At 44.2% G+C, this 24,866-nt stretch carries 17 protein-coding genes and 1 pseudogene; 7 read left to right on the plus strand and 11 right to left on the minus strand.

Annotated elements, in window-relative coordinates; genetic code table 11:
- Positions 1 to 5: 5 nt before the first annotated feature.
- Positions 6 to 1,532, minus strand: a complete 1,527-nt coding sequence (locus K5609_RS11750; RefSeq protein WP_221073818.1) for a fumarate hydratase — start codon at positions 1,530 to 1,532, stop codon at positions 6 to 8.
- A gap of 206 nt (positions 1,533 to 1,738) precedes the next feature.
- Here K5609_RS11750 and pabB point away from each other — a divergent pair, with 206 nt between their 5' ends.
- From pabB to K5609_RS11775, 5 genes are all read left to right on the plus strand, one after another.
- Positions 1,739 to 3,109, plus strand: a complete 1,371-nt coding sequence (pabB, locus tag K5609_RS11755; protein WP_221073819.1) for an aminodeoxychorismate synthase component I — start codon at positions 1,739 to 1,741, stop codon at positions 3,107 to 3,109.
- 20 nt (positions 3,110 to 3,129) lie between these two features.
- On the plus strand, positions 3,130 to 3,702 hold the full coding sequence (locus K5609_RS11760) for a CoA pyrophosphatase (RefSeq protein WP_221073820.1): 573 nt from the start codon (positions 3,130 to 3,132) through the stop codon (positions 3,700 to 3,702).
- Between the two features lie 65 nt (positions 3,703 to 3,767).
- Positions 3,768 to 5,126 carry an L-serine ammonia-lyase gene (locus tag K5609_RS11765; protein ID WP_221073821.1) on the plus strand — a complete coding sequence of 453 codons (1,359 nt, stop codon included), beginning with the start codon at positions 3,768 to 3,770 and terminating at the stop codon, positions 5,124 to 5,126.
- A 154-nt stretch (positions 5,127 to 5,280) separates the two neighbouring features.
- Positions 5,281 to 7,392: a di-heme-cytochrome C peroxidase gene (locus K5609_RS11770; RefSeq protein ID WP_246611842.1), complete on the plus strand. Its 2,112-nt coding sequence runs from the start codon at positions 5,281 to 5,283 to the stop codon at positions 7,390 to 7,392.
- A gap of 1 nt (position 7,393) precedes the next feature.
- Positions 7,394 to 8,626 (plus strand): catalase, encoded by a 1,233-nt coding sequence (locus K5609_RS11775; protein WP_221073822.1) that lies wholly within the window; start codon positions 7,394 to 7,396, stop codon positions 8,624 to 8,626.
- 51 nt (positions 8,627 to 8,677) lie between these two features.
- Here K5609_RS11775 and K5609_RS11780 read toward each other — a convergent pair whose 3' ends face one another.
- The 5 genes from K5609_RS11780 to K5609_RS11800 all read right to left on the minus strand — a co-directional run bounded on the left by K5609_RS11780 (position 8,678) and on the right by K5609_RS11800 (position 16,340).
- On the minus strand, positions 8,678 to 9,790 hold the full coding sequence (locus K5609_RS11780) for a DUF1835 domain-containing protein (RefSeq protein WP_221073823.1): 1,113 nt from the start codon (positions 9,788 to 9,790) through the stop codon (positions 8,678 to 8,680).
- 61 nt (positions 9,791 to 9,851) lie between these two features.
- A complete protein-coding gene (locus tag K5609_RS11785) occupies positions 9,852 to 12,692 on the minus strand; it encodes an ABC transporter substrate-binding protein (RefSeq protein WP_221073824.1) in 2,841 nt (946 codons plus the stop codon).
- Between the two features lie 20 nt (positions 12,693 to 12,712).
- The gene (locus K5609_RS11790; protein WP_221073825.1) at positions 12,713 to 13,750 is read right to left on the minus strand and encodes an ABC transporter substrate-binding protein; all 1,038 of its coding nucleotides are present in this window, start codon (positions 13,748 to 13,750) and stop codon (positions 12,713 to 12,715) included.
- Entirely contained in the window at positions 13,750 to 15,597 is a 1,848-nt protein-coding gene (locus K5609_RS11795) for an SLC13 family permease (RefSeq protein ID WP_246611999.1), read from the minus strand. Before K5609_RS11795 ends, K5609_RS11790 begins: the two co-directional genes overlap by 1 nt.
- Positions 15,594 to 16,340, minus strand: coding sequence for a hypothetical protein (locus K5609_RS11800; protein ID WP_221073827.1), 747 nt, complete (start codon positions 16,338 to 16,340; stop codon positions 15,594 to 15,596). Before K5609_RS11800 ends, K5609_RS11795 begins: the two co-directional genes overlap by 4 nt.
- A gap of 343 nt (positions 16,341 to 16,683) precedes the next feature.
- On the opposite strand from K5609_RS11800, the gene K5609_RS11805 reads away from it, so the two are divergent.
- On the plus strand, positions 16,684 to 17,088 hold the full coding sequence (locus tag K5609_RS11805; RefSeq protein WP_221073828.1) for a GFA family protein: 405 nt from the start codon (positions 16,684 to 16,686) through the stop codon (positions 17,086 to 17,088).
- Here K5609_RS11805 and K5609_RS11810 read toward each other — a convergent pair.
- From K5609_RS11810 to K5609_RS11825, 4 genes and pseudogenes are all read right to left on the minus strand, one after another.
- A pseudogene (locus K5609_RS11810) lies at positions 17,085 to 18,916 on the minus strand (sensor domain-containing diguanylate cyclase). The gene K5609_RS11805 and the pseudogene K5609_RS11810 overlap by 4 nt on opposite strands.
- Positions 18,917 to 19,244: 328 nt before the next feature.
- Complete coding sequence (gene cysB / locus K5609_RS11815; protein WP_221073829.1) at positions 19,245 to 20,231, minus strand: HTH-type transcriptional regulator CysB; 987 nt, start codon at positions 20,229 to 20,231, stop codon at positions 19,245 to 19,247.
- Between the two features lie 138 nt (positions 20,232 to 20,369).
- Entirely contained in the window at positions 20,370 to 22,868 is a 2,499-nt protein-coding gene (locus K5609_RS11820; RefSeq protein ID WP_221073830.1) for an ABC transporter permease, read from the minus strand.
- Between the two features lie 10 nt (positions 22,869 to 22,878).
- Entirely contained in the window at positions 22,879 to 23,577 is a 699-nt protein-coding gene (locus K5609_RS11825; RefSeq protein ID WP_246611845.1) for an ABC transporter ATP-binding protein, read from the minus strand.
- Positions 23,578 to 23,597: 20 nt separating this feature from the next.
- Here K5609_RS11825 and K5609_RS11830 point away from each other — a divergent pair, with 20 nt between their 5' ends.
- The gene (locus tag K5609_RS11830) at positions 23,598 to 24,239 is read left to right on the plus strand and encodes an arylesterase (RefSeq protein WP_425514837.1); all 642 of its coding nucleotides are present in this window, start codon (positions 23,598 to 23,600) and stop codon (positions 24,237 to 24,239) included.
- On the opposite strand, the gene K5609_RS11835 is transcribed toward K5609_RS11830, so the two are convergent.
- Positions 24,236 to 24,787 carry a cell division protein ZapC domain-containing protein gene (locus K5609_RS11835; RefSeq protein ID WP_221073831.1) on the minus strand — a complete coding sequence of 184 codons (552 nt, stop codon included), beginning with the start codon at positions 24,785 to 24,787 and terminating at the stop codon, positions 24,236 to 24,238. The two genes, K5609_RS11830 and K5609_RS11835, sit on opposite strands and share 4 nt — an antisense overlap.
- Positions 24,788 to 24,866: the final 79 nt, after the last annotated feature.

The following is a 24,866-nucleotide window of genomic DNA, read 5'->3' on the forward strand; positions in this document are numbered from 1 at the left end:
ATATATTACTTGCTTAGTTTTGCATCTAGTTCTTCAATTTTAGCCTTCCAAATTGCTGGTCCCTGCTGGTGAGCAGAGTTACCGTCGGCATCAACTGCTACAGTAACCGGCATATCCTCTACTTCAAACTCATAGATAGCTTCCATACCTAAATCTTCGAAAGCCACTACTTTGGCATTCTTAATCGCTTTAGATACTAAGTAAGCAGCACCGCCTACCGCCATTAAATAAACCGACTGATGTTTGGCAATAGAATCCACCGTTGCAGGGCCACGTTCCGCTTTACCAATCATGCCCATCAAACCCGTTTCTTCGAGCATCATGTCTGTGAACTTGTCCATACGAGTAGACGTTGTGGGCCCCGCTGGACCAACTGCTTCATCTCGTACCGCATCTACCGGACCTACGTAGTAAATAAAGCGGCCATTAAAATCGACGCCATTAGGGAATGCTTTGCCTTGCTCCAAGTATTCTTTAATACGCTTGTGCGCAGCATCACGACCAGTAAGGATTTTGCCGTTAAGCAATACCGTTTCACCCATTTTCCAGGTGGCTACTTCTTCTTTGGTCACCTTGTTTACATCTACACGGCGAACATTATCGCCAACATCCCAGGTAATCTCTGGCCAGTCTTCTAATTTTGGTGGGGTAAGCACTGCAGGGCCACTACCATCTAAATGGAAGTGTGCGTGGCGGGTTGCCGCACAGTTCGGGATCATCACTACTGGTTTAGACGCAGCATGGGTTGGGCAAGACTTAACTTTTACATCAAGTACCGTTGTTAGGCCACCTAAACCTTGAGCGCCTATGCCTAGTTTATTAATGCCGTCCATCAACTCTAAACGTAGTTCTTCGTCGGAATTTTCTGCGCCTTTAGCTATGAGGTCTTGAATATCAACCGGATCCATTAGCGATTCTTTGGCCATTACTGCAGCTTTTTCGGCGGTGCCGCCAATACCAATGCCAACCATTCCTGGTGGGCACCAACCAGCACCCATGGTAGGCAAGGTTTTTAATACCCACTCGGCTACAGAGTCTGATGGGTTAAGCATCACCATCTTCGATTTGTTTTCACTGCCGCCGCCTTTAGCAGCAACCATGATTTCTACTTTGTCACCAGCCACTAGGTCAATATGAACAACCGCAGGCGTATTATCTTTAGTATTTTTACGCGCACCATTTGGGTCGGCAACAATAGAAGCACGTAAAGGGTTATCTGGATTGGTATAAGCGCGACGAACCCCTTCATCGACCATTTCTTGAACCGTGAGATCACTGTCCCATTGAACATTCATCCCTACTTTTACAAACGCAGTGATAATGCCGGTATCCTGACAGATAGGACGCAAACCTTGGGCACACATGCGAGAGTTAATTAAGATTTGGGCGATGGCATCTTTGGCTGCAATGCTTTGCTCTTTTTCGTAGGCTTCGGCCATTGCAGTAACAAAATCGATGGGATGGTAGTAAGAAATGAATTGCAGCGATTCTGCGACACTGTCAATAAAGTCCTGTTTACGGATGATGGTCATAAAGTCTCCACGTTTCCTTATTATTGCCTTTAATTATCAACAGCTTTTATAGTGGCTGTTTAATCGGCTGTTAGGGTTGTTGTCGTTATCCTTCAGCGCCTATGATACCCTTGCGTCACAAAGCCTGCTATAACCTAAAGCTAAGTTTTTACAATTTATCTACATCTTCAATTCTGAATAGTGAATGGTCACGCAAAACTACCTATATGATTGTTAGTAAAACTTTTTCTATTTCTCCAGTACAACTCTTCGAGCGACTAGCACAGCAAGACTGGTGTTGTTTTTTACAATCGGCTGCCGACTCTCACGAGAATAACCAGTTTGATATTTTAGTCGCCGATCCCATTGCCACTGTTAGTTACAGCGAGCAAACGGCAGATGTAACCGTGGGCGAAGAACATTACCACAGCCAACAGGCACCTTTTGAATTACTCGAGTCACTGCGCGCACAACTTTTCCCAAACGCTCAAGGCAACACTTCACACTTTCCCTTTGAAGGTGGCGCGCTGGGCCTGTGGTCTTACGACTTAGGCAGAAGCCTTGAAGTATTGCCCGAAGAATTAAGTAGGGATTTAAACACCCCAGATATGGCAGTAGGCTTTTACGACTGGGCGCTAATTTATGACCACCACAGCAAGCAGACAACGCTTATTCAATGGCATCAGATAGGCGAAGAAGCAGCTGGGCTAGAACAATTAGAACAACGAGTGCTTTGGCTGACTATACAAAGCACTCAACAAATCGAAGCGTTTAAACTTACCAGTGAATGGCAAAGTAACATGAGCCAAGCAAGCTACACTGAGAAGTTTAAGCAAGTTCAAGAATACTTGCTCAGCGGAGATTGCTATCAAATCAATCTCGCTCAACGCTTTGAGGCAAGCTATCAGGGTAACGAAGCCGAGGCTTATCAGCGTTTGATCGCAGCAAACCAAGCCCCCTTTTCTGCTTTTATGCGCTTACCAAGCAGCTGTATACTTAGCGTATCACCGGAGCGTTTCATTAGCCTTAAGCAAGGTGAGATTGAAACTAAGCCGATTAAAGGCACTCGCCCAAGAAGCAGCGATGAACACATAGATCAGCAATTAGCTAACGAGCTACTTAAGGCTGAAAAAGACCAAGCCGAAAACTTGATGATTGTAGACTTGCTGCGCAATGACATTGGCAGAGTAGCCAGTCCGGGCACGGTTGAGGTGCCTAAGTTATTTGCTATCGAGTCTTTCCCAGCCGTACACCACTTGGTGAGCACAATTCGAGCAAGCTTAGCTCCGCAATATTCTGCTGAGCAACTGTTGGCAGCGTGTTTCCCAGGAGGCTCAATCACTGGCGCCCCCAAAATACGAGCAATGCAAATTATTGAAGAGCTTGAAGAGAGCCGTCGCAGCGCTTATTGTGGAGCTATAGGCTATATCTCGAGTAACGGCGATATGGATACCAACATCACCATTCGCACCCTTGTTTGTGAAGATCAAAAAATTTACAGCTGGGCAGGTGGCGGTGTGGTCACAGATTCCAAAGTAGCTGCAGAATACCAAGAAACTTTTGACAAACTCAGCCGCATTTTACCTGTTCTTGAATAATACTTCGTAGGAGGAAAAGTTTGCCCAACAAAGAAACCACGCATTACTTGCAACGCTTTCTCCTGCAACTCGCTAAACATGACTCACCTCGCACCGCAAAACATGCCGCTGCTGTGCTACTGCCAATCATCGCAAAGCCCGGTGAAGCAGAACAAATTGTGCTCACCCAACGCAGTGCTCATCTGCGTCATCACCCATCTCAAATTAGCTTACCCGGCGGTAAACATGACCCAGAAGATATTGACCTAAGCCATACAGCTTTAAGAGAAACTTATGAAGAAATTGGCATTCACCCCAGCGTTTTTACCATACATGGGCAATTACCCAAGCAAACTACGGTAAGTAACTTTTCGGTACGGCCGTTTATCGCTACCACCAGCGACTCGCTGTCATTTAAACTCAACTATGATGAAGTTGCCCAAGTGATGGTATTGCCACTGCTGCCTTTTTTGCAGCTAGATAATTACCATGCTTATCAGTTCAAACGCAGAGGAAAACTCGAAGAAGTCTACTTTATAGAAGTAGAAAAACATGTAATATGGGGAGCCACCGCTAAAATATTGCGTGATTTCGCTTCTCATTGTTGCAGATAACTAAATATACTTATAATCTCAGAATTAACAACTTAGTGGCTTTCACGCTTTAGCTAGGAATAAAAATGGTAAGTATATTTGACCTATTCTCAATAGGTATCGGGCCTTCCAGCTCTCACACCGTAGGACCGATGAAAGCAGCTAAGCTTTTTGCCGAGCGTTTAGACAACAATGCTGAGCTCAATCGGGTTGATCATATTAAAGTGGAATTATTCGGTTCTCTGGGCGCTACGGGTAAAGGCCACGGCACCGGAAAGGCTGTGATACTGGGCTTGTTGGGAGAGTCGCCCGAGTCGGTAGACGTTGATAGCGTTGATCAAATGCTGCTAAAAGTAGAGCAAACTCAAGAGCTGGCTTTACTGGCAAAAAAAACCGTTAACTTCCCAAAGACTGGTGCCATTGTATTTCATCGTCGCAAACAACTGCCAGTTCATAGTAACGCTTTAAGCTTCCATGCACATTTAGATAACGGCAAGTGTATCTCTGCCACTTATTACTCAATTGGCGGCGGTTACATTATTGAAGACGGCCAAACTAACGAAACAGTAAGCCACAATTACCCCTACCCCTTTGAAAACGCCGAAAGCTTATTACAGCGCTGTAAAGAAAGTGGAAAAAGTATTGCCGCTGTGGTGTCGGCCAATGAACAAGTGCATTGTTCTACTCGCACTATTAGCCAATACACCCAACAAATTTGGCAGACAATGCAAGCCTGTGTAAGCCGTGGCATAAGTGAAGAAGGTATTTTACCCGGCGGCTTAAAACTGGCTAGGCGCGCGCCTACTTTGAAGCGACAGTTATCTTCCCAAAGTAACCTCAGCTCTGACCCACTAAATGTTATGGATTGGGTAAACCTGTATGCACTTGCCGTTAGCGAAGAAAATGCCGGCGGTGGTCGTGTAGTAACCGCGCCAACTAACGGCGCAGCCGGAATTATTCCAGCTGTATTGCACTACTACCATCACCACGTGCAGGCGCTTGACCAAGATTCAATTAATCAATTCTTTCTCACCGCTACTGCAATTGGTTCTTTATATAAAACCAACGCGTCAATTTCTGGCGCCGAAGTAGGCTGCCAAGGAGAGGTAGGCGTAGCCTGTTCTATGGCTGCTGCGGGTTTGGTTGCGGTATTTGGTGGCAATCCTGAGCAAATTGAGAACGCCGCTGAAATTGGCATTGAACACAACCTTGGCTTAACTTGCGATCCTATCGGTGGTTTAGTTCAAGTCCCCTGCATTGAGCGCAATGCCATGGGCGCACTCAAGGCGATTAACGCCGCGCGACTAGCGCTTAGAGGCAGTGGTGAGCATAAAGTATCCTTAGACAAGGCAATCAAAACCATGTGGGAAACAGGCTGCGATATGAAAAGTAAATATAAAGAAACCGCCCGCGGTGGCTTAGCAGTAAACATTATCGAATGTTAAACGATTGCTAAGTGTAAATGTGCGGTTACTAGAGCTATCTCTTTGTTTTAGTAATAGTTAAGTGCAATTCTCTTTAAATGCCTATAACATTTAAACAACATTAACGGCCTGCAACACGCAGGCCGATTGCATTCTTACAAATGGATTTGAAACTATGCTAAAACAGCTCCTCTCTGGGCTACTTTTGCTCGTCTTAAAACTCGTCTTGCTGCCATTTAAACTACTGATTAAAGCGACTAGCCGTTTGCTTAATTGGATATGGGGTTTAATCAAAGCAGTTTGGCAAGTTTGGTTAGCACTAGGTCCTCGTTGGTTACGTTACTCCTTCCTTGGAATAGCCCTGCTCACCGCCGGCTATCTAGGCTTAAAATCCTTCCTTAAGCCAAACTTAACCATCGAAACCGTCAATCAAGTCCACTACCTCAATAAGGGCTGGACAGACGAACAGCGCGAGCGCTTTTATTTCACGCCTCAAGGTACCGAGCTGCTTGGCTTAGAATACGACTGGTTTATTAATCTCGAACTACCACTTTCTAAAGATTTATTAACTAGCCCCGACAACATGCGCGGCTGGGGTTTTATCGTAACCCCAGGCCAGCAAGCTAGCACCTTAAATCCTGGCAATCTGCCAGTAGGTTTGGGCCGACACATTAACCCTAAGTCGGGTAAAGAACGCTTAGATTTAACTTGTGCAATGTGTCACACCGGCGAGCTTCACTACCAAGGCAATGCACTGCGCATTGATGGCGGCCAAGCGGTACAAAGTATATCTAACGCAAAACGTGGCGAGTTCATTACTACGTTGGCAGCCTCAGTAGTCGCCACCTTGGTGAATCCAAGTAAGTGGAGCCGATTTGCTGACCGCGTAGCAGGTCAAGATCCTGCTAAACGTAAAGAACTGCGCAAACAGATTTGGGGCTTTCTAGGCAATATTAAGCAGTTTGTATCCGGTGCGGGTGCGCCCAAATACTATCCTGTTGAAGAGGGCCGAGGCCGTACCGATGCAGTTGGCCGTATCGCCAATGTAGTATTTGGATACGATCTTGACGAGCCAGCTAACTACCGCGTTGCCGATGCACCGGTAAGTTATCCCTTCCTGTGGGATATTTGGCGTTTCGACTGGGTGCAATATACCGGGTTTACTAACCAAGCAATGGCTCGAAATGTAGGTGAAAGCTTGGGAGTACTTGCGCCAATTAAGTTAGTGAATGAAGACGGTAAATTATTAACAACTGAGGAGTTTGGCGAGTCAGTCATCGACTTAGCTGGCATGCATTGTGTTGAAGGCACTTTGCGCTCGCTGGAGCCCCCTCGTTGGCCAGAAGCAATTTTAGGTGAGATAAACTTACCACTTGCTACCCAAGGTAAAGATTTATTCCTAGACCAATGCCAAGCCTGTCATGGTCCACATCAAGTTAAACCTTATCAATGGAAAGTAGCCAGTAAAGCTGGTGAAAACCCAGACAATCAAATTGATGTTAACTGGCAATGGGATATGGATGGCGACATCAGCTTTGTGGGTCAACAAGCGGTACGTGAAGATTGGCGCGAAGTGATTTGGGCAATGCCTTGGGTTAAAACCTCGGTGATTGGCACCGACCCAACCGCAGCAGACAACTTTATGGATCACCGTTACGACGGTAGTAAAATTATCCCAGGCTCAGCCCCAGTAAACGCAGGTGATGGTTTGCAAATTCTGCTAAACCGTTTGGTGCCTAAGCTTTATCAAGATAACAATATCGACAAAGCCTTAATCGCTGATTACGATGGTTTAAATGTACCTTTTAGAATCGCCAATATGCGCGCTTATAAACCACGTCCACTGCATGGCGTTTGGGCGACACCGCCATTTTTACACAATGGTTCTGTACCAAACTTGTATGCGCTGCTGTCGCCACTACGTGAACGTCCTAAACAGTTTTATGTTGGTAACCGTGAGTACAATCCAGAGCGCTTAGGTTTTATTACCGAGCAGCGCCCTGGCAGCTTTAAACACGACACCAGCATTAAAGGTAATGGTAACCAAGGTCACCTATTTACCGATGTAGATATGCCGGGTCGAATTGGCCGTTTACTCAGTGTAGAAGAACGCGCAGCCCTGCTCGAGTACCTAAAAGTAATGGGCAATCCAGAGTTTACTAAAAAACTTGGCGGCGACCCGTTGGATTGGTCTCAATATACTCAAGCGCCGCAGTTTGGCTCTGAGCAGCAAGCCTGTTTAGATAGCTTTGATACCGCTAAACGTAATCCAGCAAAGGTGCACTAAGATGAAAAACGTACTGATTAAATCACCTTTAGTCGCTTGCTTGTTTGGTTTAAGCATAAACGCCGCTAATGCCAACGACTTGTATAAGGAAATGGGCATCACTAAGCCCGAGCAAGAAGCGATTATGTCGGCGATAAACTCAGCTCGAGAAATTTCCAAGCGTGCTGAACAATATAATGGTTTACCCTATCGCCGTGATGCACACGCCAAAGCAACCGGCTGTGCTCGCGCTACCTTTTCGGTAAACCCCGGTATACCTGAGCGCTTTAAAGCTGGATTGTTTGCTCAAGATAATCACCAGTACCAAGCGTGGATCCGTTTCTCAAACGGTGACATGTTGGTACAGGCTGATAGCAAGGGTGATGCTCGAGGCATGGCGGTTAAAGTGATGAATGTGCCAGGTAAAGCCATAGCGCCAGAGTTAGGCGAAAGTCATAACCAAGATTTTATTATGACCAATACCCCCGCCTTCTTTAATCGCAATATATTCGATTACGCAGACGACATGACCTATCTGGCTAAATTTCAGCGTACCAAGTGGTTCATTAGTTTATTCCCACCGAGGCTGCACCCGAAACAGTTCTACCGGGCGATTCAAACTGTATCCTCAGTTATTGATACGCCTCTAGAAGCGCAATATTTTTCAATGCTGCCTTACCGCTTAGGTCATAACACCATTAAGTTTTCCACCAAGCCTTGTGCTGGAATGACTTTTCCTAAAAACGTTGATAAATCAAACCCCGACTACTTAAGTACCCAACTAGAGACTCAGTTGGCAAATGGTGGTGCTTGTTTTGAATTTATGGTGCAAGAAAAGCTTCCGGGCTATTACATGCCGGTAGATGACGCAACAGCGATTTGGTCAGAAAAGGCCTCACCGTTTATCACCATTGCCACCATTAATATTCCACCGCAACATTTGTACAGCGAACAGCAGCAACAGTTTTGTGAAAACATCTCTATGAACCCTTGGCGCGCAGTGGAGGGCTGGGAGCCGATAAGCAGTTTAAATAAAGCCCGACGAGTGGTTTATCAAGCGGTTTCTAAATACCGTCATCAGCAAAACAAAGCTGCCACTCCAGAGCCTAACTCTTGGTGCTTAGCTGAAGACGGTGAAAGCTGCGATCCTCAGCAAGGTTTGGTAGTAAGCAAACCAACCTGGCCTCTGCCTCGCTGTTTTGACCGATATGCCGAACCGATTGATGGCGAAAGCTTAAACAGCAACTGTAAGTAACACTATAAAAACCACGCTAAGCGTGGTTTTTTATTGCCGCTCTTTACCTAGCTATTGCTGCATCACTATCTGGCCTTGCTTGAGGTCCCAGCACCAGTAATTATCTTGGCTAATGTTAACTCCACCTCGCCAAAAACCTAACTGAGAAGAAAGCTCTTTTACTATTGCGCCCTCAAGCGCCTTAAGCCCAGCATCGGTGATAGTGTAACTAGCATCCATGCTCCAGTGTTTGTCATCCTTGTTGTCAATTTTTACACAAGGAGGAGTTAACTGAGACAAACAGTAAAGCTCTTTGCTTAACCACGCATCCCCAAGAAAAGGCGCATCTTCTAAGGTTTGCAAGTTTACAAACAGTCGCCCTAGTTTTATCTCAGAGTTTCCCATAATTTGTTGATAACGCTGATCCGCAACGAACTCTTCTTCATCCTGATATTTAGCTTGCTGACGAAGATTACTCTGCAAAATAGGCAACTCTTGCATTGGTTTAGCCAAAGACTCAAGAATGTGCAATTGCGTAAGGCTTAGCCCCTTACCTAGCCAAGGGTACTCCTGAGCAAAACGCATTAAAGCATTCGCCATAAATGGTAGTGCAGTTAAAGGTTTGGAAAGTAGCTGATTGAGTTGTTCTGGTGTATTAGCCGCGATGGCCTGCCACACGGTTTTGCCTAAGTCGAGTTGCTCAATACTAAGCCTTTTGCGTTGCGGGTATAAAGCCTCTAGTTGGCTAATCGAAAGGTTTCCTAGGCCATGGAAATAGTCAAGCTCGGGATGCTCACCAATACAAATTATTCGAAATTGCTTGGTAAGTTCGGGATGTTTGGCTAAATGAAATAAACATTCAGCCAACTGCAATTGATCGTAGAGATCGTGTTCAAACCACAACACAATCTCTTTATATTGGCTTAGCTTATCTAAAACAGCTTGGCGCTGAACAAAATCATCCAAGATCTGCTGTTCACTAATATCCATTGCAGGCAAAGGGCTGGGCAAACTTATTGTTTCATGAATGAAACTAGCTCGAGCTTTTAGATAAGCTTGCCCTTCTGCAGCTACAATTGGCCCGTCATGCAATACGTCTCGCCAACACAGTATCTCACCTTGGACAATACTTGATTGCTTAAGCATCTCTCCCACGCTATCGCCGTTGGTAATGTGTAATTGCATCGACTGTTCCCTCGTTGAGTTTGCCCCAGCTTAACAAACTTCTATAAGGGAACAAACGCCACTAAGCATCATTAAGTAACGGGGTTTCCAACTCTGGTTCTATTACCTCAAGCTCCTGCTTAATCTCAGCATCCAAGCGCCAGATAGCCTGCCAAACTAAATCAGTAGTTGTAGCGGTATCATCTACCCCATGCACCAGCTTAATTTGATAGTCCACGTTATCAGAACCTATGCTATCTACATCGATATAAACCCGATTAACCGCTTCAATGGCCATAAGTGCAGCTTCTAAGCGCGGGATCACCTGTAATGGCTCTAGCTGCTTATTCACAGAGGCAGAAAAGCCCCCGGTAACAATTTGGCCACTGCTGCTTACATTGTTTAAGTTAGCGTTTGCTAGAGTATTGTTGGGGATGGAATACAAAGTATTATCGGCAGTTTTTACCTTGGTGGTACGCCAGTTCATATCGATTACTTCACCAACAATCGGCCCACCATAGCTACTTAAGCTAATCCAATCGCCAAGTTTAAAGGGCTTTTCTAAGCTAATGGCAATGCCCGAGAAAATGTTCACAAGGTTTGATTGCAAGGCTAAGCCCAGGATCATTGCCACTAAGCCAGACGTTGCTAACAGGCTGGTTAGCTCTCGTTGGTATACAAAAGACAGAATCGCAAATATCGCTCCAATGTATGCCAAGCCGCGGGTTAAGTGGCGCATAATTCGTGGAACTTGCCGGCCGCTGCGTTTTTCTATGGGGTCCCAAAGTATTACATCAATTAATAAAGCTAATGTTGAAGCAAACAGTAGCCACCACAATACGTCGAAACAATTGCTGGCATACAGTTGATTAGTATTTGGATAGGCTTGCGCTAACCAATCTAAAAACAAAGGCTCAGCAGAAGCTATAAATAAGGCATATAAAAATTTGTTGCCTAGTCCGTAAGCTCTAGATAGCTGCCCGAGTAGCTTAAAGTCCAATACCAAAGCATATAGCAACCAAGCAAGTACACTGCTATAAAAGATAATCTGCTGCCACTGCGCAGGAATACGCCCTCTTAGACTTAGTACATTTTCTTGCACCGGCGTTAGAGAATTAAACCGAGAGAACTCAACAGCTTGTCTGTCTGAATGTAAATACTTGGGATCGCCTAGGCTGCGCTTGCGCAAAGTGTCTTGAAACGACAAAGTGCTACCTTGACGCCACTGGCTCGTATCAAACTGCACTTTATGCTGATTAGCTTGGTTTTTATGTAAGCTGGTTTGGCCGAGCCCAACAATATCTGATACATAAATCAGCTCACTTCTGGGCAGTGTTTTATGCCTAAAACTTACGCCCAGTTGATATTCACCAAAAGCTGCTCTACCGGGTTTTGCATCTGCTAAAAAGGTGCCCTCTACCTGATAAAGCTGATAAGTGCTTTGGCTAGTAAAATTTGACTCTATTGGTTCCTGTAAACTTAAATCACCCACCGAGTTTAAAAACACGATGTCTTCTGCTTTTACCCCAGGGGTGCTTCTAAACCAAAGGTTAAACTTGGCTTTAAAGGTCATATCTAGAGTGGAGAATTCACTAATGTTTTGCATTTCAATACCGGTATACACCACATCGGTACGACGCATTAGATTATCATCGCTAACATCTTGTAGTTGGATCGGTGCTGAAACAAAGGCTCCGCCACTAAACAAGCCTACTTGCATAGGACGTAATACGTTACCTTGCGAATCAAAATACATAGAGTGGGTTAAACCCTGAACAGCATTATTGGGGGAATTAAAACTAGCTAAATGGTTTTTAACAGCCGCCCTTTGGCTAGCAACATTAAGTTGGCTAAACTCATCAGCCCCACCTACCTCGCCGCTTGCTGCATCTATCGCAGCTGATACGATAGTTGCTGCATCATAATAGGCCGCTGAAACGCCACTGGGTTCATAAGCAAAGCCTTTATAAAAGCTTTGATAAAACAGTTGAGTTGATTCACTGGCTACATCAAACAAGATAGGACTAACCGCGAACACCCCATTGGTGTAATAACCAGACACTTCTCGCTCTTGGCTTCGATGTTTAAAACGCTCAGGAAAGCTTTGTTTACCAATAGATGAACTGCCAATAAACAGCCAGTTTGGGTGTTGCTGCTTCAGATGGCTAACCAGTGTTTCGCCTTCAACATCGTGCACTGCTAAGAATACCGCTCCAGTGTGGCCAAAATCACTAATTTCTTTGCTTATTTGCTCTGCTTGTTTAGCGATGTCTTTCTTTAAATCCACCCCTAAACTCAATGATTGAATCGCTAATACTTCAGCTCGGTTAAGAAAAGAATCAGCTAATGACTCTCCAAATTTATCTTGGCTATAGATTAATACCGCTTTGCCTTTAGCCAAGCTCGCAACGTAGTCAGCAACAAACTTACCTTGTAGTTGGTTATCTGGAATAACCCTAAATGCCCAGTCATTATTCTGTGTGATCTCGGTTGCGGTGGCTGAGCCACCAACCATTGGTAAGCCTGCACGTTGATAAATACTGGCGGCCTTGATTGAGGTAGCCGATGCTCGGTGCCCTAATACGGCAACTACATTGTTAGTTGCAGCTAACTGCTTCGCAATTAGCTGTGCTTTGCTTTTGTCATTAGCATCATCGTATTGCTGAACAACAATGGCTACTTGATTATCTTGGCGTTGGCTATTATGTAAATCAGCGTAAAGTTGTGCGCCGTGAACCATTGATAGTCCTTTATCAGCTTCTTTACCCGACATTGGCCCAACCACAGCCAGTATTAAACTATTTGTTCCACTGTCGTTTATCCACCGCTGCAAGTGCTCAAAACTGGTTACTAAGGCGCTTGCGACAACACATAAACAAGCAAGCGCAAGTATGCGTCTACGTAAATTCCATTTAATGGCCAAAACAGTCTTCCTTAACGGTTTTATTCAAAATAGTTATTGGTGGCGCGGGCAAAAGCTTCTAATACTTTTGGCACGCGAATATCGCGATTTTCTAAAGCTTGATGGCGCAGAGCTACCACGTATTGTTTCGATATCGCCACCGGCATCTGTGACAAACTCGTGGGATCTTCGACTAAGCGAATAGCTCGCTCGAAAGCTATCTCTCCCTGCTCAAAGGGTGAGGCGCCAATTGATAACATCACTCCGTCTTCAGAGTTAAACGCATTAATGCCAACAATCGCCAAAGTTGAATTTGCTTCAGTCCATTGCGCCACTTCTTCGGCAGAGACAAAGCTTTCGCTATCTTCACTAAATAGTTTACGGTAGCCGCCAACTAGCAAAAATTGGTACTGACCGTTAAGCCTATTAACTTCTTGCTTCCATTGCTCAAAGCTTTTAACCCCAACGTGCCCCTGGTAATCGAGTGGTGCCCACTCTTGCCTAGCTAGGTAATCAGCATCTAGCTTGGCCGAGGTAGAACTATCGGAGAGATAAACAACACTCCCTTTCAGGCTACCAAGTCGAGGCTGACTTTCTACCAACAATCTTAGTACTTCTATAATTGCCGACACTGATTTACGTTCGAGTATGCCGGTCACATTATCGGCATCCTGATAACCATAGGCTTCAAGCTCAGCATTTACCCCGGCAAAAACAATCTGAATCGCTTCGTTGCCAATATAGTCGGTGGCAACTAAGCGCTGTGCATCGTCATCAATAACCAACAACACATTGGGTTGGTAACTATCAACCACCCGTTTAGCAACTGTAGCTGCACGTTTTTTGGCAGCTTCGCTAGACTGATTTTTGGTATTCATATAGTGATAACGAATATCAATATTCATGTGGGAGCGCTTGGCTCTATCTATGCCTTGGTTAACTGTCCGGGTCCATGCATAGTCAGTTTCGTAGCTATGCAGAATCAGAATTCTCGGCCTTGAGGCCCCCTCCACCACTATCACGCCGATAGTGGCAACTAAAAAGCTCAACATAATGACGCTTAACAATAACTTTTTCATTAGATAAGCCCCATGCTTTGCCAATAAGGAATGCTGATATAAACCGCTACTAGTTTGAACAGGTATATCAGTACATTCATTTTCATCAACTTAGCTTCATCGTTACTCACAATGCCGGTGGTTAAGCTCAAAAACTGCATGTAATAAGAGGCCTGAAATGGCCAAAAGAAGCTTTCTGAAAGGAACAGGATTAGGAAACCAATCACCCAAGGGTTCACCCCCACTTCTATGGAAGCCGGGATAAGCAAGGTGGCTAGAATGATCACCGTTGCATTAATCGGCAATATTAAACGAATAAGGCTCACAATCACCGCTAACAACACCACAAACAGCGGCAAGCTTTGTTGCATGTAAGCAGCCAGCCAATAGATTTTTCCTGTAAGCCAAGTATCTAGCTCTACTTGATGGATAATATCGACCACACCAATCAAAGAGCCTAGGAATACTAAAAAGCTCCAATCAATTTTGGTTCTAAACTGGTTGGGATCCAAAAAGCCAAACATCATTAAATAAAACAGAATAGCTAAGGCAACCCAAGCAACTTCGATACGGTGGATATTGGCAAATAGCAGGGCCGATATAAGCACTATTAGGCCTAGTATTGACGACCATTCGGCCGGGTTTAGCGACCCGAGGGTTTTAAGTTGCTGTAAACTTGTGGTTTTTGGCAGCTTTAAACTTTGTTTATTGCGATAAACCCAACACAGAGAAACTGCGTACAACGCTAATAACACCATGCCACACACTAATGCGGCAAGTAGCCAATCTAGCCATTGAAAATACTGTTGCACTTGCTGTGGCAACATACCAAGAACGATAAAGTTAACCGACTTACTACTAACAAATATTGGCGACAGTAAGCTTGCGCCAAATAGTAGACTCGCCTTTAACCTAGGGCCTTCTTGCTCACGCGCTTCTTTACTTGCACCACTCAACAAATCTTTTAAGAACGGCGCTACAATGGTTACCCTACCATTAACGGTAGGTACAACCGGTGTAAGCAGTGCGCCAACACTAAAGAAGCTGATGTTGTACCAAATTTTGGAAGCTGGACCAATTAACAATAGATGCAACAACATCCGATAGCTTAAACCCGATGAGCGGATTACTGCGCTCAAACCAAGTATGCTCAAAGCCATAAAAAAGCTGTTGCTCGAGAAGCCAGAAAAAGCCGACTCGCTGGTGGTTATCCCTAACAATACTGCGCTTAATACCGCAAATAACCCGGGCACATAGTCTGGGAGCAAGCGAAAGATCCACATCACCGAACAAATACCAAGAATTGAGGCAAAGTAGATTGCATCTTGATGCAGTGGTTGCTGGCTAAGTATTAAACCCCAATAAATCATTAAAGGAGTGATTATCGCAAACAACCAGCCAATGATCTGGCGATAGCCTACTTCAACCTCGCGTTTAGGGCTTAAATCGACTTCAATATGCGTTTGTCCAGCCAGGCGAGAATGGAAACTGTCGAGCAGTGACTGTTTGAAACTGCTGTAAGCTTCAAGAGTAACAATCGCTTCTAGCGGTAATACCACCAGCTCGGCGCTCTCCACCACTTCAATATCGTAGATATAACTGCGCATACCGAGTGCCGACTCTTCACCAAAAAAACCACTGATAGGCCCTTTAATCTGATCTTTATTGGTGGTTTGCAACTCACCTTCCAGCAAGTAGTAAAGATTGTTAGCGTCTTCACCCGAGCGACAAACAACCTCACCAGGCGCTAGCTTTACAACAGAAATATTTGCCAATAACCTCGCTAAATCTTCTTTCTGGCAGCCCGAAAAAGCAGGATTACTTTTTAAAAACTGACTTAAAACTTGTAGCTTTTCCGGCATAATCATCGGCAATACTGCTCCGTTGGGATAACAGCATGTACCTGATACTCTGCCCCCGGCGCAATAATGTATTCACTAGCGCCTTGTTTAGATTGAAGGTTTCCCCAATCGTAGGTGTAACCTAAGCCTGTCCATGGAACACCTGCAGACTCTCGAAAACTCTTGAAGTATAAAGCTTGATAGAAGCCCGGATAATCGTTAATCCCCTTCACCTCATTGGCTATTTGGCTGGCATCTAGCTTACAACTCTGGTCGTCAATTTCAGGGTCGACACAAGGCCTAAATAGATCTTCTGGCGCAACATACAACTCTACAAAAGCATCGTAATTCCAGCTTGGGTCTAAACCTAGGTATTGTTTTAAACGCAACTCAAGATTGTTTTGAGAAACGGTTTTATTATCAGACAGGTACTGACTGCAAAACTGCTGAAGTTGCGGAGCAAGGCTCACCCATATGGGATAATTTGGATTGGTAGAACTATGGGTATTCGGCAAGATAAATTTGTCAATGGCACCCTGGCTTTTCCACGTGAGTACCAACAACTTGTCGCCTTGTTGATTCCATTGCAGTAGTTCGTTGTTAGCATTTACGGCAAACAAATCAGTGCTAACATCCTGCTCTTGAGGAAAAGCTGCATGTTTAACTGCCTGCTGGTAAGCGGATTCAGTTTGGCTAAGCTGCTGGCTACAACCGGCAATCATGTATACAGGCAAAACATAGCCAAATACGCGGTAAGTGAATTGATTCAATTTGTGTCCTTACTTAAAAACGGCAAATCCTTTGCCTTATAACTAAAAGAAAGAGTGCGCTTAAAGAGGCTCTTGTAGCTCTTGAATATTGCTATATAGTTGTTAACAGCAACGGTTTAGGTTTGGTAAGTTAGCACTGCTAATATGAATATCACAAACACAGATAAATTACTGCTTTGACGCTACATTTTGCTTAACAATCGCTGTATAAAGATGTGAACAGCAAAAACAAAAATTAGCACATTGTTAACATTTCATCATATCGACATCCAACTGGTTATACCATTGCGATATAAAAAACTAAGCACGCGATAAATTGGCTAACAACAAAGAGGCTGGGAAAATGACGATCATTAAGGGCAGTTGTTTATGCAACAAGGTTCAATTTGAGGCCGAGGACAAGTTTCAGCAGTTTCACCTTTGCCATTGCAACCAATGTAAAAAAATGTCGGGCAGCGCGCATGTATCAAATTTGTTCATCAAACCTGAGCATTTTAATTGGTTAGCAGGTGAAGAGTTAGTTAGCCGATACGATGTACCAGAACGAAGTATTTCTAATGCTTTTTGTCGGCAATGTGGTAGTGCCGCGCCCTATTTGTCGAGCACTAAAAAATGGGTAATTGTGCCTGCCGGCGCCTTAAACAGCAGCCCAAGTTTAAAGCCACAAGATCATATATTCACAAAAGAAACAGCCGAATGGTACCGAGATATCGACAAACTAAAACAGTATCCCGGCTTTCCGGATTAAGCTACATTAGCCACAACAGCTTTATTACGTCCACTGTCTTTGGCTTCGTATAATGCTTGATCGGCTAAACTCATCAGCTGCTCTATATTTTCTTCTGTCTGCATTAAGGCAATACCAATACTGGTGGTAAATCGGATTTGTACCACACCGGTATTCACAAAAATACCTTCAACTGCAGAACGTAAACGCTCTGCGGTATGTTTTGCAGTTTCCAAGTCCGCATATAAGGCTAAGCCAAATTCTTCGCCGCCAAGCGTCCTAACACGTCACCGTCGCGAATCTCGTCCTCAAGGGTAACAGCGAACTTCTTCAAAGCTTTATCACCTGCAGCATGACCATAGCTATCGTTAATTTTCTTAAAGTGGTCGATATCAAACATCAAGATGGTCATTGGATGAGAGCGATTTCGACAACTGTCGAACATAGCCTCTGCCTTCGCCATAAAACTACGTCGATTGTTTATTCCAGTAAGAGGGTCAGTTCGGGCTTCTTTTTCAGCTTCTGATTTAGCAAGCTCTAATGCATGAGTTCGCTCTGAAACCAGAATTTCTAGTTCTTGTTTGGCGCGCTCAAGTTGGCTACGGTAGCGCAACTCTGCTTGCTCTTTTAAGCGGCGCAGTCTAAACAAGTGAATACCCATAGCGACCATAATCACCATCATCTCACTGTATGAGGCAACCACCGGCCAGTAATAAGTTACAAAGGTATGCTCTACTAAACCTAAGTCACGCAATGCTTGGCTAAACAAACCTATAATTAACACTGTCCAACCTAAGGTGTAAACGGCTGACTCTCGGGAACCTTGGTACCAGCGAATCAAACTGGCTATCGCTAACACGGGATAAAGCAACAAGGCGATAGTAATTAAAACCACTGAAAATACGGTTTCTCTGGTTAACGCCGCAACAGCAAGTAAGGCTGCATTTAAGATCATGAAGCGCAAAACATAATCTAAGCGGGGCGTATTCACTTTGGTTTGTAAGAAAATACGGGCAAAGATTACCCCGGTCATTATCGACATAGCCCCGGTTAAAGACATGTAACTCCAATGGAAGTCTTCACGAATAAAGAACATATGGGTGAAACCTAATATGGTTGGCCAAGTGGCTAACTTAGTAGCCGCATAGACAAAATAGGCGTAATAGGTTTTATCATTGGTAGCAATCCCTGTTACTAAGGAGATGATCGACATTAGGGCCAGACCGCCCACTAAAAAGGCGATGCTGCCTAGTTCGATGCTCTGCACATAGTGCATTTTGTCGGGCTGCCAAATCCTTAAATCTGGAAACACAAAGCCCTTTTCGTCGGAGCCAAAGCGAAAGTAAAATTGATGGGTTTCACCCGCCGCTATCTCTACTGGCACGACAAATCGTTGGTGACTCACTAAGCGCTCTGAAAAAGAATTATTTAAGGCGAGGTCGGCAATTTCTAGAAAACTAGGATCGTTGGTATTGCGTTGATAAGCATTTAAATAGATGAGTTGATGGTCGACGTATTCTAGATTTAGGGTAATTGGTTTATCGCTATCATTGTGCAGATAAAATACGCTCCAAAAAGCTCCCGGTTGTAACCCAGTTGAGCCTTTACTTGGTAACTTGGAGAACTTATCTAAACGATAGGCAGCGATAGCATCAGCCAGATCAGCCTTGCCTTCTAAATCGTGCCATACCTGAAAATGTTCACCCAGCCTTAAACCATCTTCTAAACCATTTACGTGCAACGCACTTAAGCTCTCAGCTTGAGCAACCGAGATGGTACAAACAGAAAACAAAACCAAGGCCAAAGCGAGTTGAGTTTTGCCTAAACAGCGTAAAAAATAACTAATCATGATGGTTTTACGTAGGCCGCCTTTCCTTGCGATATCGGAGTCGTTTTTACTTCTAATGTTCGTACAGCCCTGTAACAAAACATTAACCTCTTAGTTAGAAGCTTAAAGATAATCGCTAAGGAAGTCTACGAATCAGCTTCTAATTAGCGAATTATCATCAAGTTGAGTACTAATTGTTACAATTTATCTGGCATTGCTAAGCAACAGCACTACTAACTAAATTCACACCAGAAGGGCTAGTAAATTACAATTATAGTTAACTTTGTTAACAATGAAGGAGGGAGCAGCAAACTAAAAAAGCAGCCAGATGGCTGCCTTGGGAGGGAAACTACATAAGCGGTAAGTCAATATTTTTGAATAGCTCTTCCACTTCATCTAAAGACTTAGCTTGCACTGCTCTATCGACAATATCTCGCGTTAAATGTGGCGCAAATCGTTCAATAAAATCGTACATGTAAGTACGTAGGAAAGTGCCTTTTCTAAAACAAATCTTAGTGGTACTTGCTCTAAATAAATGGCTAGCATCAATGGCTACTAAATCTTGGTCTTGTTGCTTGTCGATAGCCATACTCGCCAATACACCCACACCAATTCCCATTCGAACATAAGTTTTGATAACGTCAGCATCGGTTGCGGTAAAGACAATTTTAGGCACCTTACCAGCACGTCCAAAAGCGTCATCCAAATCTGAGCGACCGGTAAAGCCAAAGATATAAGTAACAATGGAATGCTTAGCTAGATCGTTAATGGTAACAACTTCACCGTTTAAGTGCTTTTTCGCCAGCTCATGTTCTTTAGGAACCAAAATGCTGCGATTCCAATGGTAACAAGGCAGCATCACTAAATCGGAAAAAATGTGCAGCGCTTCGGTCGCAATGGCAAAGTCGGCACTGCCCTTAGCCACTGCTTCATTAATTTGGTTAGGCGTTCCTTGGTGCATATTTAGTGAAACATTAGGGTAGCGATGTATAAAACCTTGAATCACCTCAGGCAACGCATAACGTGCTTGAGTATGCGTAGTCGAAATATTAAGCGAGCCTTGATCTGGATGAGTGTGCTGATTGGCCACCGCTTTAATGCTTTCTACCTTAGCCATGATTTCATTACTTATACGAATGATTTCTTTGCCAGCTGGTGTAACTTGGCTAAGGTGCTTACCGCTACGCTTAAATATCTGAACGCCTAACTCATCCTCCAGTAAACGTATTTGCTTACTAATGCCGGGCTGCGAAGTATATAAACTCTCCGCAGTAGCCGACACATTGAGGTTGTTGTTTACTACTTCGACGATATAACGTAACTGCTGCAATTTCATGTAGTTGAGTTCTCTGGCGCGAAAAAACTATAGCGCTAACTATCCTGTTAGCGAGTTCTTATTACATTTTTTCATAAGTATATAATCAATGATAGAGATAATGAAACGTCTTTATCGTAGATATTTACTAAGCGCCGATCAGTTCAAATTTCTTACCAACTGTGCAGAGTTTTGTTTTAACAAACGCAGAGTTGCCCCAGCGCCCATCAAGGCAACCAGTAAAGTACCAAGCAATGGCCCAAGCAGCCATAAACCGATATTGATAGACGCGCTAATATCGAAAACAAAGACCTGCAGCAAAACTAAAATGGTTTGCGCTGCACTGGCCGCGATAAAGCCGGCTAAAAAGCCCAATATTACAAACTCGTAAATAACTGCATTGCGCAGTAGCTTTGCGCTAGCGCCTAAAGTTCTCAGTATCACCGTTTGCCGTCTACGTTCTTCCAAAGAGCTTTGTACTTGTGCATACAACACTAGACTGCTGGCCAACAACACCACGATTAATACTAACCTCAACGCCAAAGCTACTTGATCAACCACCTGCGACAGTTGCTCAATCAAGGCTTTCACGTTAATCAGCACCAAGGTAGGAAAGCTGGCCATTGTTTGCGCCATCCAAGCAGCTTTATCCTCAGGCAAATTAAAGGAAGTTAAATAGCCGGTTGGGAAATCTTGCAAAATATCTGGGCTGAGTAATACGTAAAAGTTAGGCTGCATAGTATTCCAATCAATACTACGTAAACTTGTTACCGTAACTTCAAATCGACTGGCGCCAATCATAAATTCAAGGGTGTCGTTAAGCTTAATGTCTAATCTTTCGGCAAACTCTTCGTCTACCGATGCCTCACCCTTACTATTAGCAGTAAGCCACTCTCCGGCCACCAACTCATTTCGATAAGGTAGCTCTAATACACTGCTTAAATTTAGCTCGCGACCCGCACCTCTGCGCCGAGAAGATGTTTTCTCCGAATACTCCCCTTCTCGCTCTTGGCTAACGGCTTCTTGGTTAATCGCCACCAAGCGACCACGTAACATAGGAAACATGGTGGTAAGCTCAAGCTGTTCATCAGTAAAACGTGCAGCTAACTCAGGCTTTTGCTGCTCAGAAATATTGTACATAAAGTGGTTAGGCGCGCCTTCTGGCAGTTGTTGTTGCCATTCGCTAATTAAATCCTGCTGAATAACCCATACAACTAAGGCCAGCTTAATTGCTACGGTAAAACCAATCAGCTGAACCCGATTCTGTTTAGCACGCTTGTACAGAGATGAAATGGCGATTTTTAAACTAAGGCTTTTAAGTTTCTCGGCTTGTTTTTTACTGCCCCACAGCAGCAGTTGGCTTACTACTAGCAAAACAGCTACAGCCGCTAAACCCACACCTAGCAAAATAACGCTTAGTGTTAGTGAGCCGCTATATAGAAGCAACAAAGCAAATACGCTAACTAACATCCATAATGCTATCCACACTGGGTTAACCACCGCATCATCGCTGTTACGACGAATAACACGCATCGGCGCGATATTAAATAGTTGAGCTAAAGTAGGTAGCGTAAAGGCGATTCCGCAAATCAGGCCGCTGCCTGCGGCCATCAAATAAGGCGCTGCCCCAGCACTTGGCAGGTCAATATTAAGTAGTTGTTCCACGTAGTGACTAACCGGCCATTGCACAAACATGGCAACCAAAATACCAATAACAATAGACACCAGCACAACTGTAAACAAATGCCCCAAATAAATGGTGCGGATCTGCGGTTTACTGGCGCCAAGCACCTTGAACATTGCCACAGTGTCGTAGTGACGCTGGCAATAAAGTCTACTGGCAACAGCGATTGCCGCACTAGCCAGCAATATGCCAATCAATCCTGCTAGCAACAAAAACTGTTGCGCCCGCTCTAAAGCGCCCGCTAAGGGAGAATTACCACTGCGCACGGTGACCAAGCGCTGGTTATCTGCAAGTTTTGGCTTCACCCAGCGTTCCAGTGCGTCTAACTGATTTTTCTCTCCAGCAAACATGTAGCGATAGCCTAAACGACTGCCCGGCTGCACCACTTCTGTTGTTTCTACATCATCAATATGAATAATCACCCGAGGAGCTGTCATAAACACACTAAAGGGGGCATCAGGCTCGGTCACAATGCGTCCGGTAACCTTGAACTCTGCTTCACCGATTTCAATTAAATCGCCAATATCAATATCTAGCTGATAGAACAAACGCTCTGCTATCCAAGCCTCTCCTTGCGGAATGCCTTTAGCGGATTCTGCGGTTATCCCTGTTTTATCAGGGCTTATTCTAAGAGCGCCTTTAAGCGGATAGTCTTGCGACACCGATTTAACACTAGCCAGTACCAGGTTTTCGTTGCCATACACCATTGAAGGAAATAACAACTGCTCGGCATAGGCAAGTTGTAAGGACTCAGCTTGAGCCGCTAAAGGCAAATCAACCGGATGGGCACTGCGCACTACACGGTCAGCGGCAATAAAATCGCCACTTTTATTAAAAATGGCCTGCTCCATGCGATCGGTAATGCTGGTAAATAACCACACCGAACTTACCGCCAACACAATAGCAGCGGAAATAATGGTTAACTCACCACGCTTTAGCTCAGCCTTGAATAAACGCCAAATTAAACTCTTCATCCTTGGCTCCTTAAGACTGAATGATGCGACCAGCTTGCAATGTAATTTGCCTTAAACAGCGCGCGGCCAATTTTTGTTCATGAGTCACCAATACCAAGGTTGTGCCCGATTGTTGGTTAAGTTCAAATAATAAATCTTCAATAATTTGGCCGTTGTTGTTGTCGAGGTTTGCCGATGGTTCATCAGCAAACAGCACCTTAGGCTGACAGATAAATGCTCGGGCTATAGCTACACGCTGTTGCTCGCCGCCTGAGAGTTGATTTGGATAGTGGTTGTGTCGCTCGGCTAAACCAACTTTAGCTAGCCATTCTTCAGCCAGTTCCTTAGCGTTGGGCAAACCTTTGAGTTCGGCGGGTAACATGACATTTTCTAAAGCACTTAAGGCGGGTACAAGTAAAAACTGTTGAAAAATAAAACCTACATTATCTCGTCGTAAACTCGCACGCTGTTCTTCGTCTAGCTCTGCGAGGTTCTTCGAGCAAAGCTCCACGCTGCCCTCACTGGCGCTATCTAAGCCCGCGAGAATACTTAACAAAGTGGTTTTGCCTGAACCAGAAGCTCCCACTATCGCCAAGGATTCACCCTCTTGCACACTTAGGTGAATATCATTCAGCAAATCCAAATGTCCACCGGGAGTGACAACATGATGATTGAGTCCGAGGGCGTTTATGATTATGTTAGTCGCTGAATCTGAAATGGCTGTTGGCATAAAGTAGGTGCTCAAAAATGATGGTTAGACACAAAAATAAAGTTTTAACGCTATTTACACTATCTGTTTTACTCTTTTTTACATTGAGTTCAAAGGCTTTTGCTAATACCAAATCTATTCTCATTCTTGGAGATAGCCTAAGTGCCGGCTATGGCATGCCAATCGAACAAGCTTGGGTTTCTTTAACCCAGCAATACTACAACGAAACCGAACAGGCTATCGATCTCATTAATGCCAGTATAAGTGGTGAAACAACAGCCGGAGGTTTAAGGCGATTACCTTTGTTGATTCAAGAACATAAGATTGACTGGCTATTGATTGAGCTAGGCGGTAACGACGGCTTACAAGGCCACCCTACTTCCAATATCGAGAATAATCTAAATGCGATTATTGCCTTGGCTAAACAAAGCGACATTAAAATCGCCTTAATGCAAATTCGCATTCCACCGAATTACGGAAAACGCTACCGCCAAGCTTTTGAAGGTTTATACCCCAAAATTGCTGAACAACAACAAGTTAGCTATTTACCCTTCTTTATAGAAGACATAGCGACCAATTCATCATTAATGCAAAACGATGGAATACATCCAAACCAACAGGCACAGCCGCTTATTAGTCAGAAAATGAGAGAACAACTAAAAGAATTGATTAAGGCAGGCTAACCGGTTTGAGCAAAGCCATTAGAGTTGTGTAGCAGCTGTGATAGCGGAATTACCCTATCTTGCATCACTTTAATGGCTTCAAATTGACTAAGAGACTTGCGCTCATCTAGCTTCAGGCCACCTTCAATCGCCATCAAGGTATAGGTCTGTTCGCTCATCTCAACAATGACACAACGCGCTTGACCACTTTCGGTTTGCAACACCGCCAGTTCGCCAATTTGTAACGGCGCTTGCTGTATACTAACTCTGGTATTAAAAAACCAACTTTGCGGCATTAAAGGCTTTAAAAACTGGGCAGAGGCAACAGCGTTTAAACAAATCTGCACCTTAATAGGATCGGACCAATTAAAGGGCTCTAGCTGCTCGAGGAATTGATAATAGAGCTGAGTGTGCTCGGTAGTGAACGGGCCGTCTTCTTGAGCATGTTGAACACAACGCTTTTTACATAACTTAGACACAAACAACATATTCTCGCCTAACTCCAGAGTCATTACTTCCTTGTTAGTATCAAATACCCAGTGCCATTGTTTATTAGGTTGAATTAACATTGCTGAAAAGAAAAACTGTCCATGTTGAGCTCACTTATTAAACAAATGTACTACGAGAACTCAACAAAGACAAATATAT

The sequence above is a fragment of the Agarivorans aestuarii genome (genome assembly GCF_019670125.1).
Classification (GTDB): Bacteria; Pseudomonadota; Gammaproteobacteria; order Enterobacterales; family Celerinatantimonadaceae; genus Agarivorans; species Agarivorans aestuarii.

Bases quoted from the DNA above. Each gene is read 5' to 3' on its own strand.
- K5609_RS11750 (WP_221073818.1), bottom strand. From the start codon at position 1,532: ATGACCATCATCCGTAAACAGGACTTTATTGACAGTGTCGCAGAATCG.
- pabB (WP_221073819.1), top strand. From the start codon at position 1,739: ATGATTGTTAGTAAAACTTTTTCTATTTCTCCAGTACAACTCTTCGAG.
- K5609_RS11765 (WP_221073821.1), top strand. From the start codon at position 3,768: ATGGTAAGTATATTTGACCTATTCTCAATAGGTATCGGGCCTTCCAGC.
- K5609_RS11770 (WP_246611842.1), top strand. From the start codon at position 5,281: ATGCTAAAACAGCTCCTCTCTGGGCTACTTTTGCTCGTCTTAAAACTC.
- K5609_RS11775 (WP_221073822.1), top strand. From the start codon at position 7,394: ATGAAAAACGTACTGATTAAATCACCTTTAGTCGCTTGCTTGTTTGGT.
- K5609_RS11780 (WP_221073823.1), bottom strand. From the start codon at position 9,790: ATGCAATTACACATTACCAACGGCGATAGCGTGGGAGAGATGCTTAAG.
- K5609_RS11790 (WP_221073825.1), bottom strand. From the start codon at position 13,750: ATGAAAAAGTTATTGTTAAGCGTCATTATGTTGAGCTTTTTAGTTGCC.
- K5609_RS11795 (WP_246611999.1), bottom strand. From the start codon at position 15,597: ATGATTATGCCGGAAAAGCTACAAGTTTTAAGTCAGTTTTTAAAAAGT.
- K5609_RS11805 (WP_221073828.1), top strand. From the start codon at position 16,684: ATGACGATCATTAAGGGCAGTTGTTTATGCAACAAGGTTCAATTTGAG.
- cysB (WP_221073829.1), bottom strand. From the start codon at position 20,231: ATGAAATTGCAGCAGTTACGTTATATCGTCGAAGTAGTAAACAACAAC.
- K5609_RS11820 (WP_221073830.1), bottom strand. From the start codon at position 22,868: ATGAAGAGTTTAATTTGGCGTTTATTCAAGGCTGAGCTAAAGCGTGGT.
- K5609_RS11825 (WP_246611845.1), bottom strand. From the start codon at position 23,577: ATGCCAACAGCCATTTCAGATTCAGCGACTAACATAATCATAAACGCC.
- K5609_RS11830 (WP_425514837.1), top strand. From the start codon at position 23,598: ATGGTTAGACACAAAAATAAAGTTTTAACGCTATTTACACTATCTGTT.
- K5609_RS11835 (WP_221073831.1), bottom strand. From the start codon at position 24,787: ATGTTAATTCAACCTAATAAACAATGGCACTGGGTATTTGATACTAAC.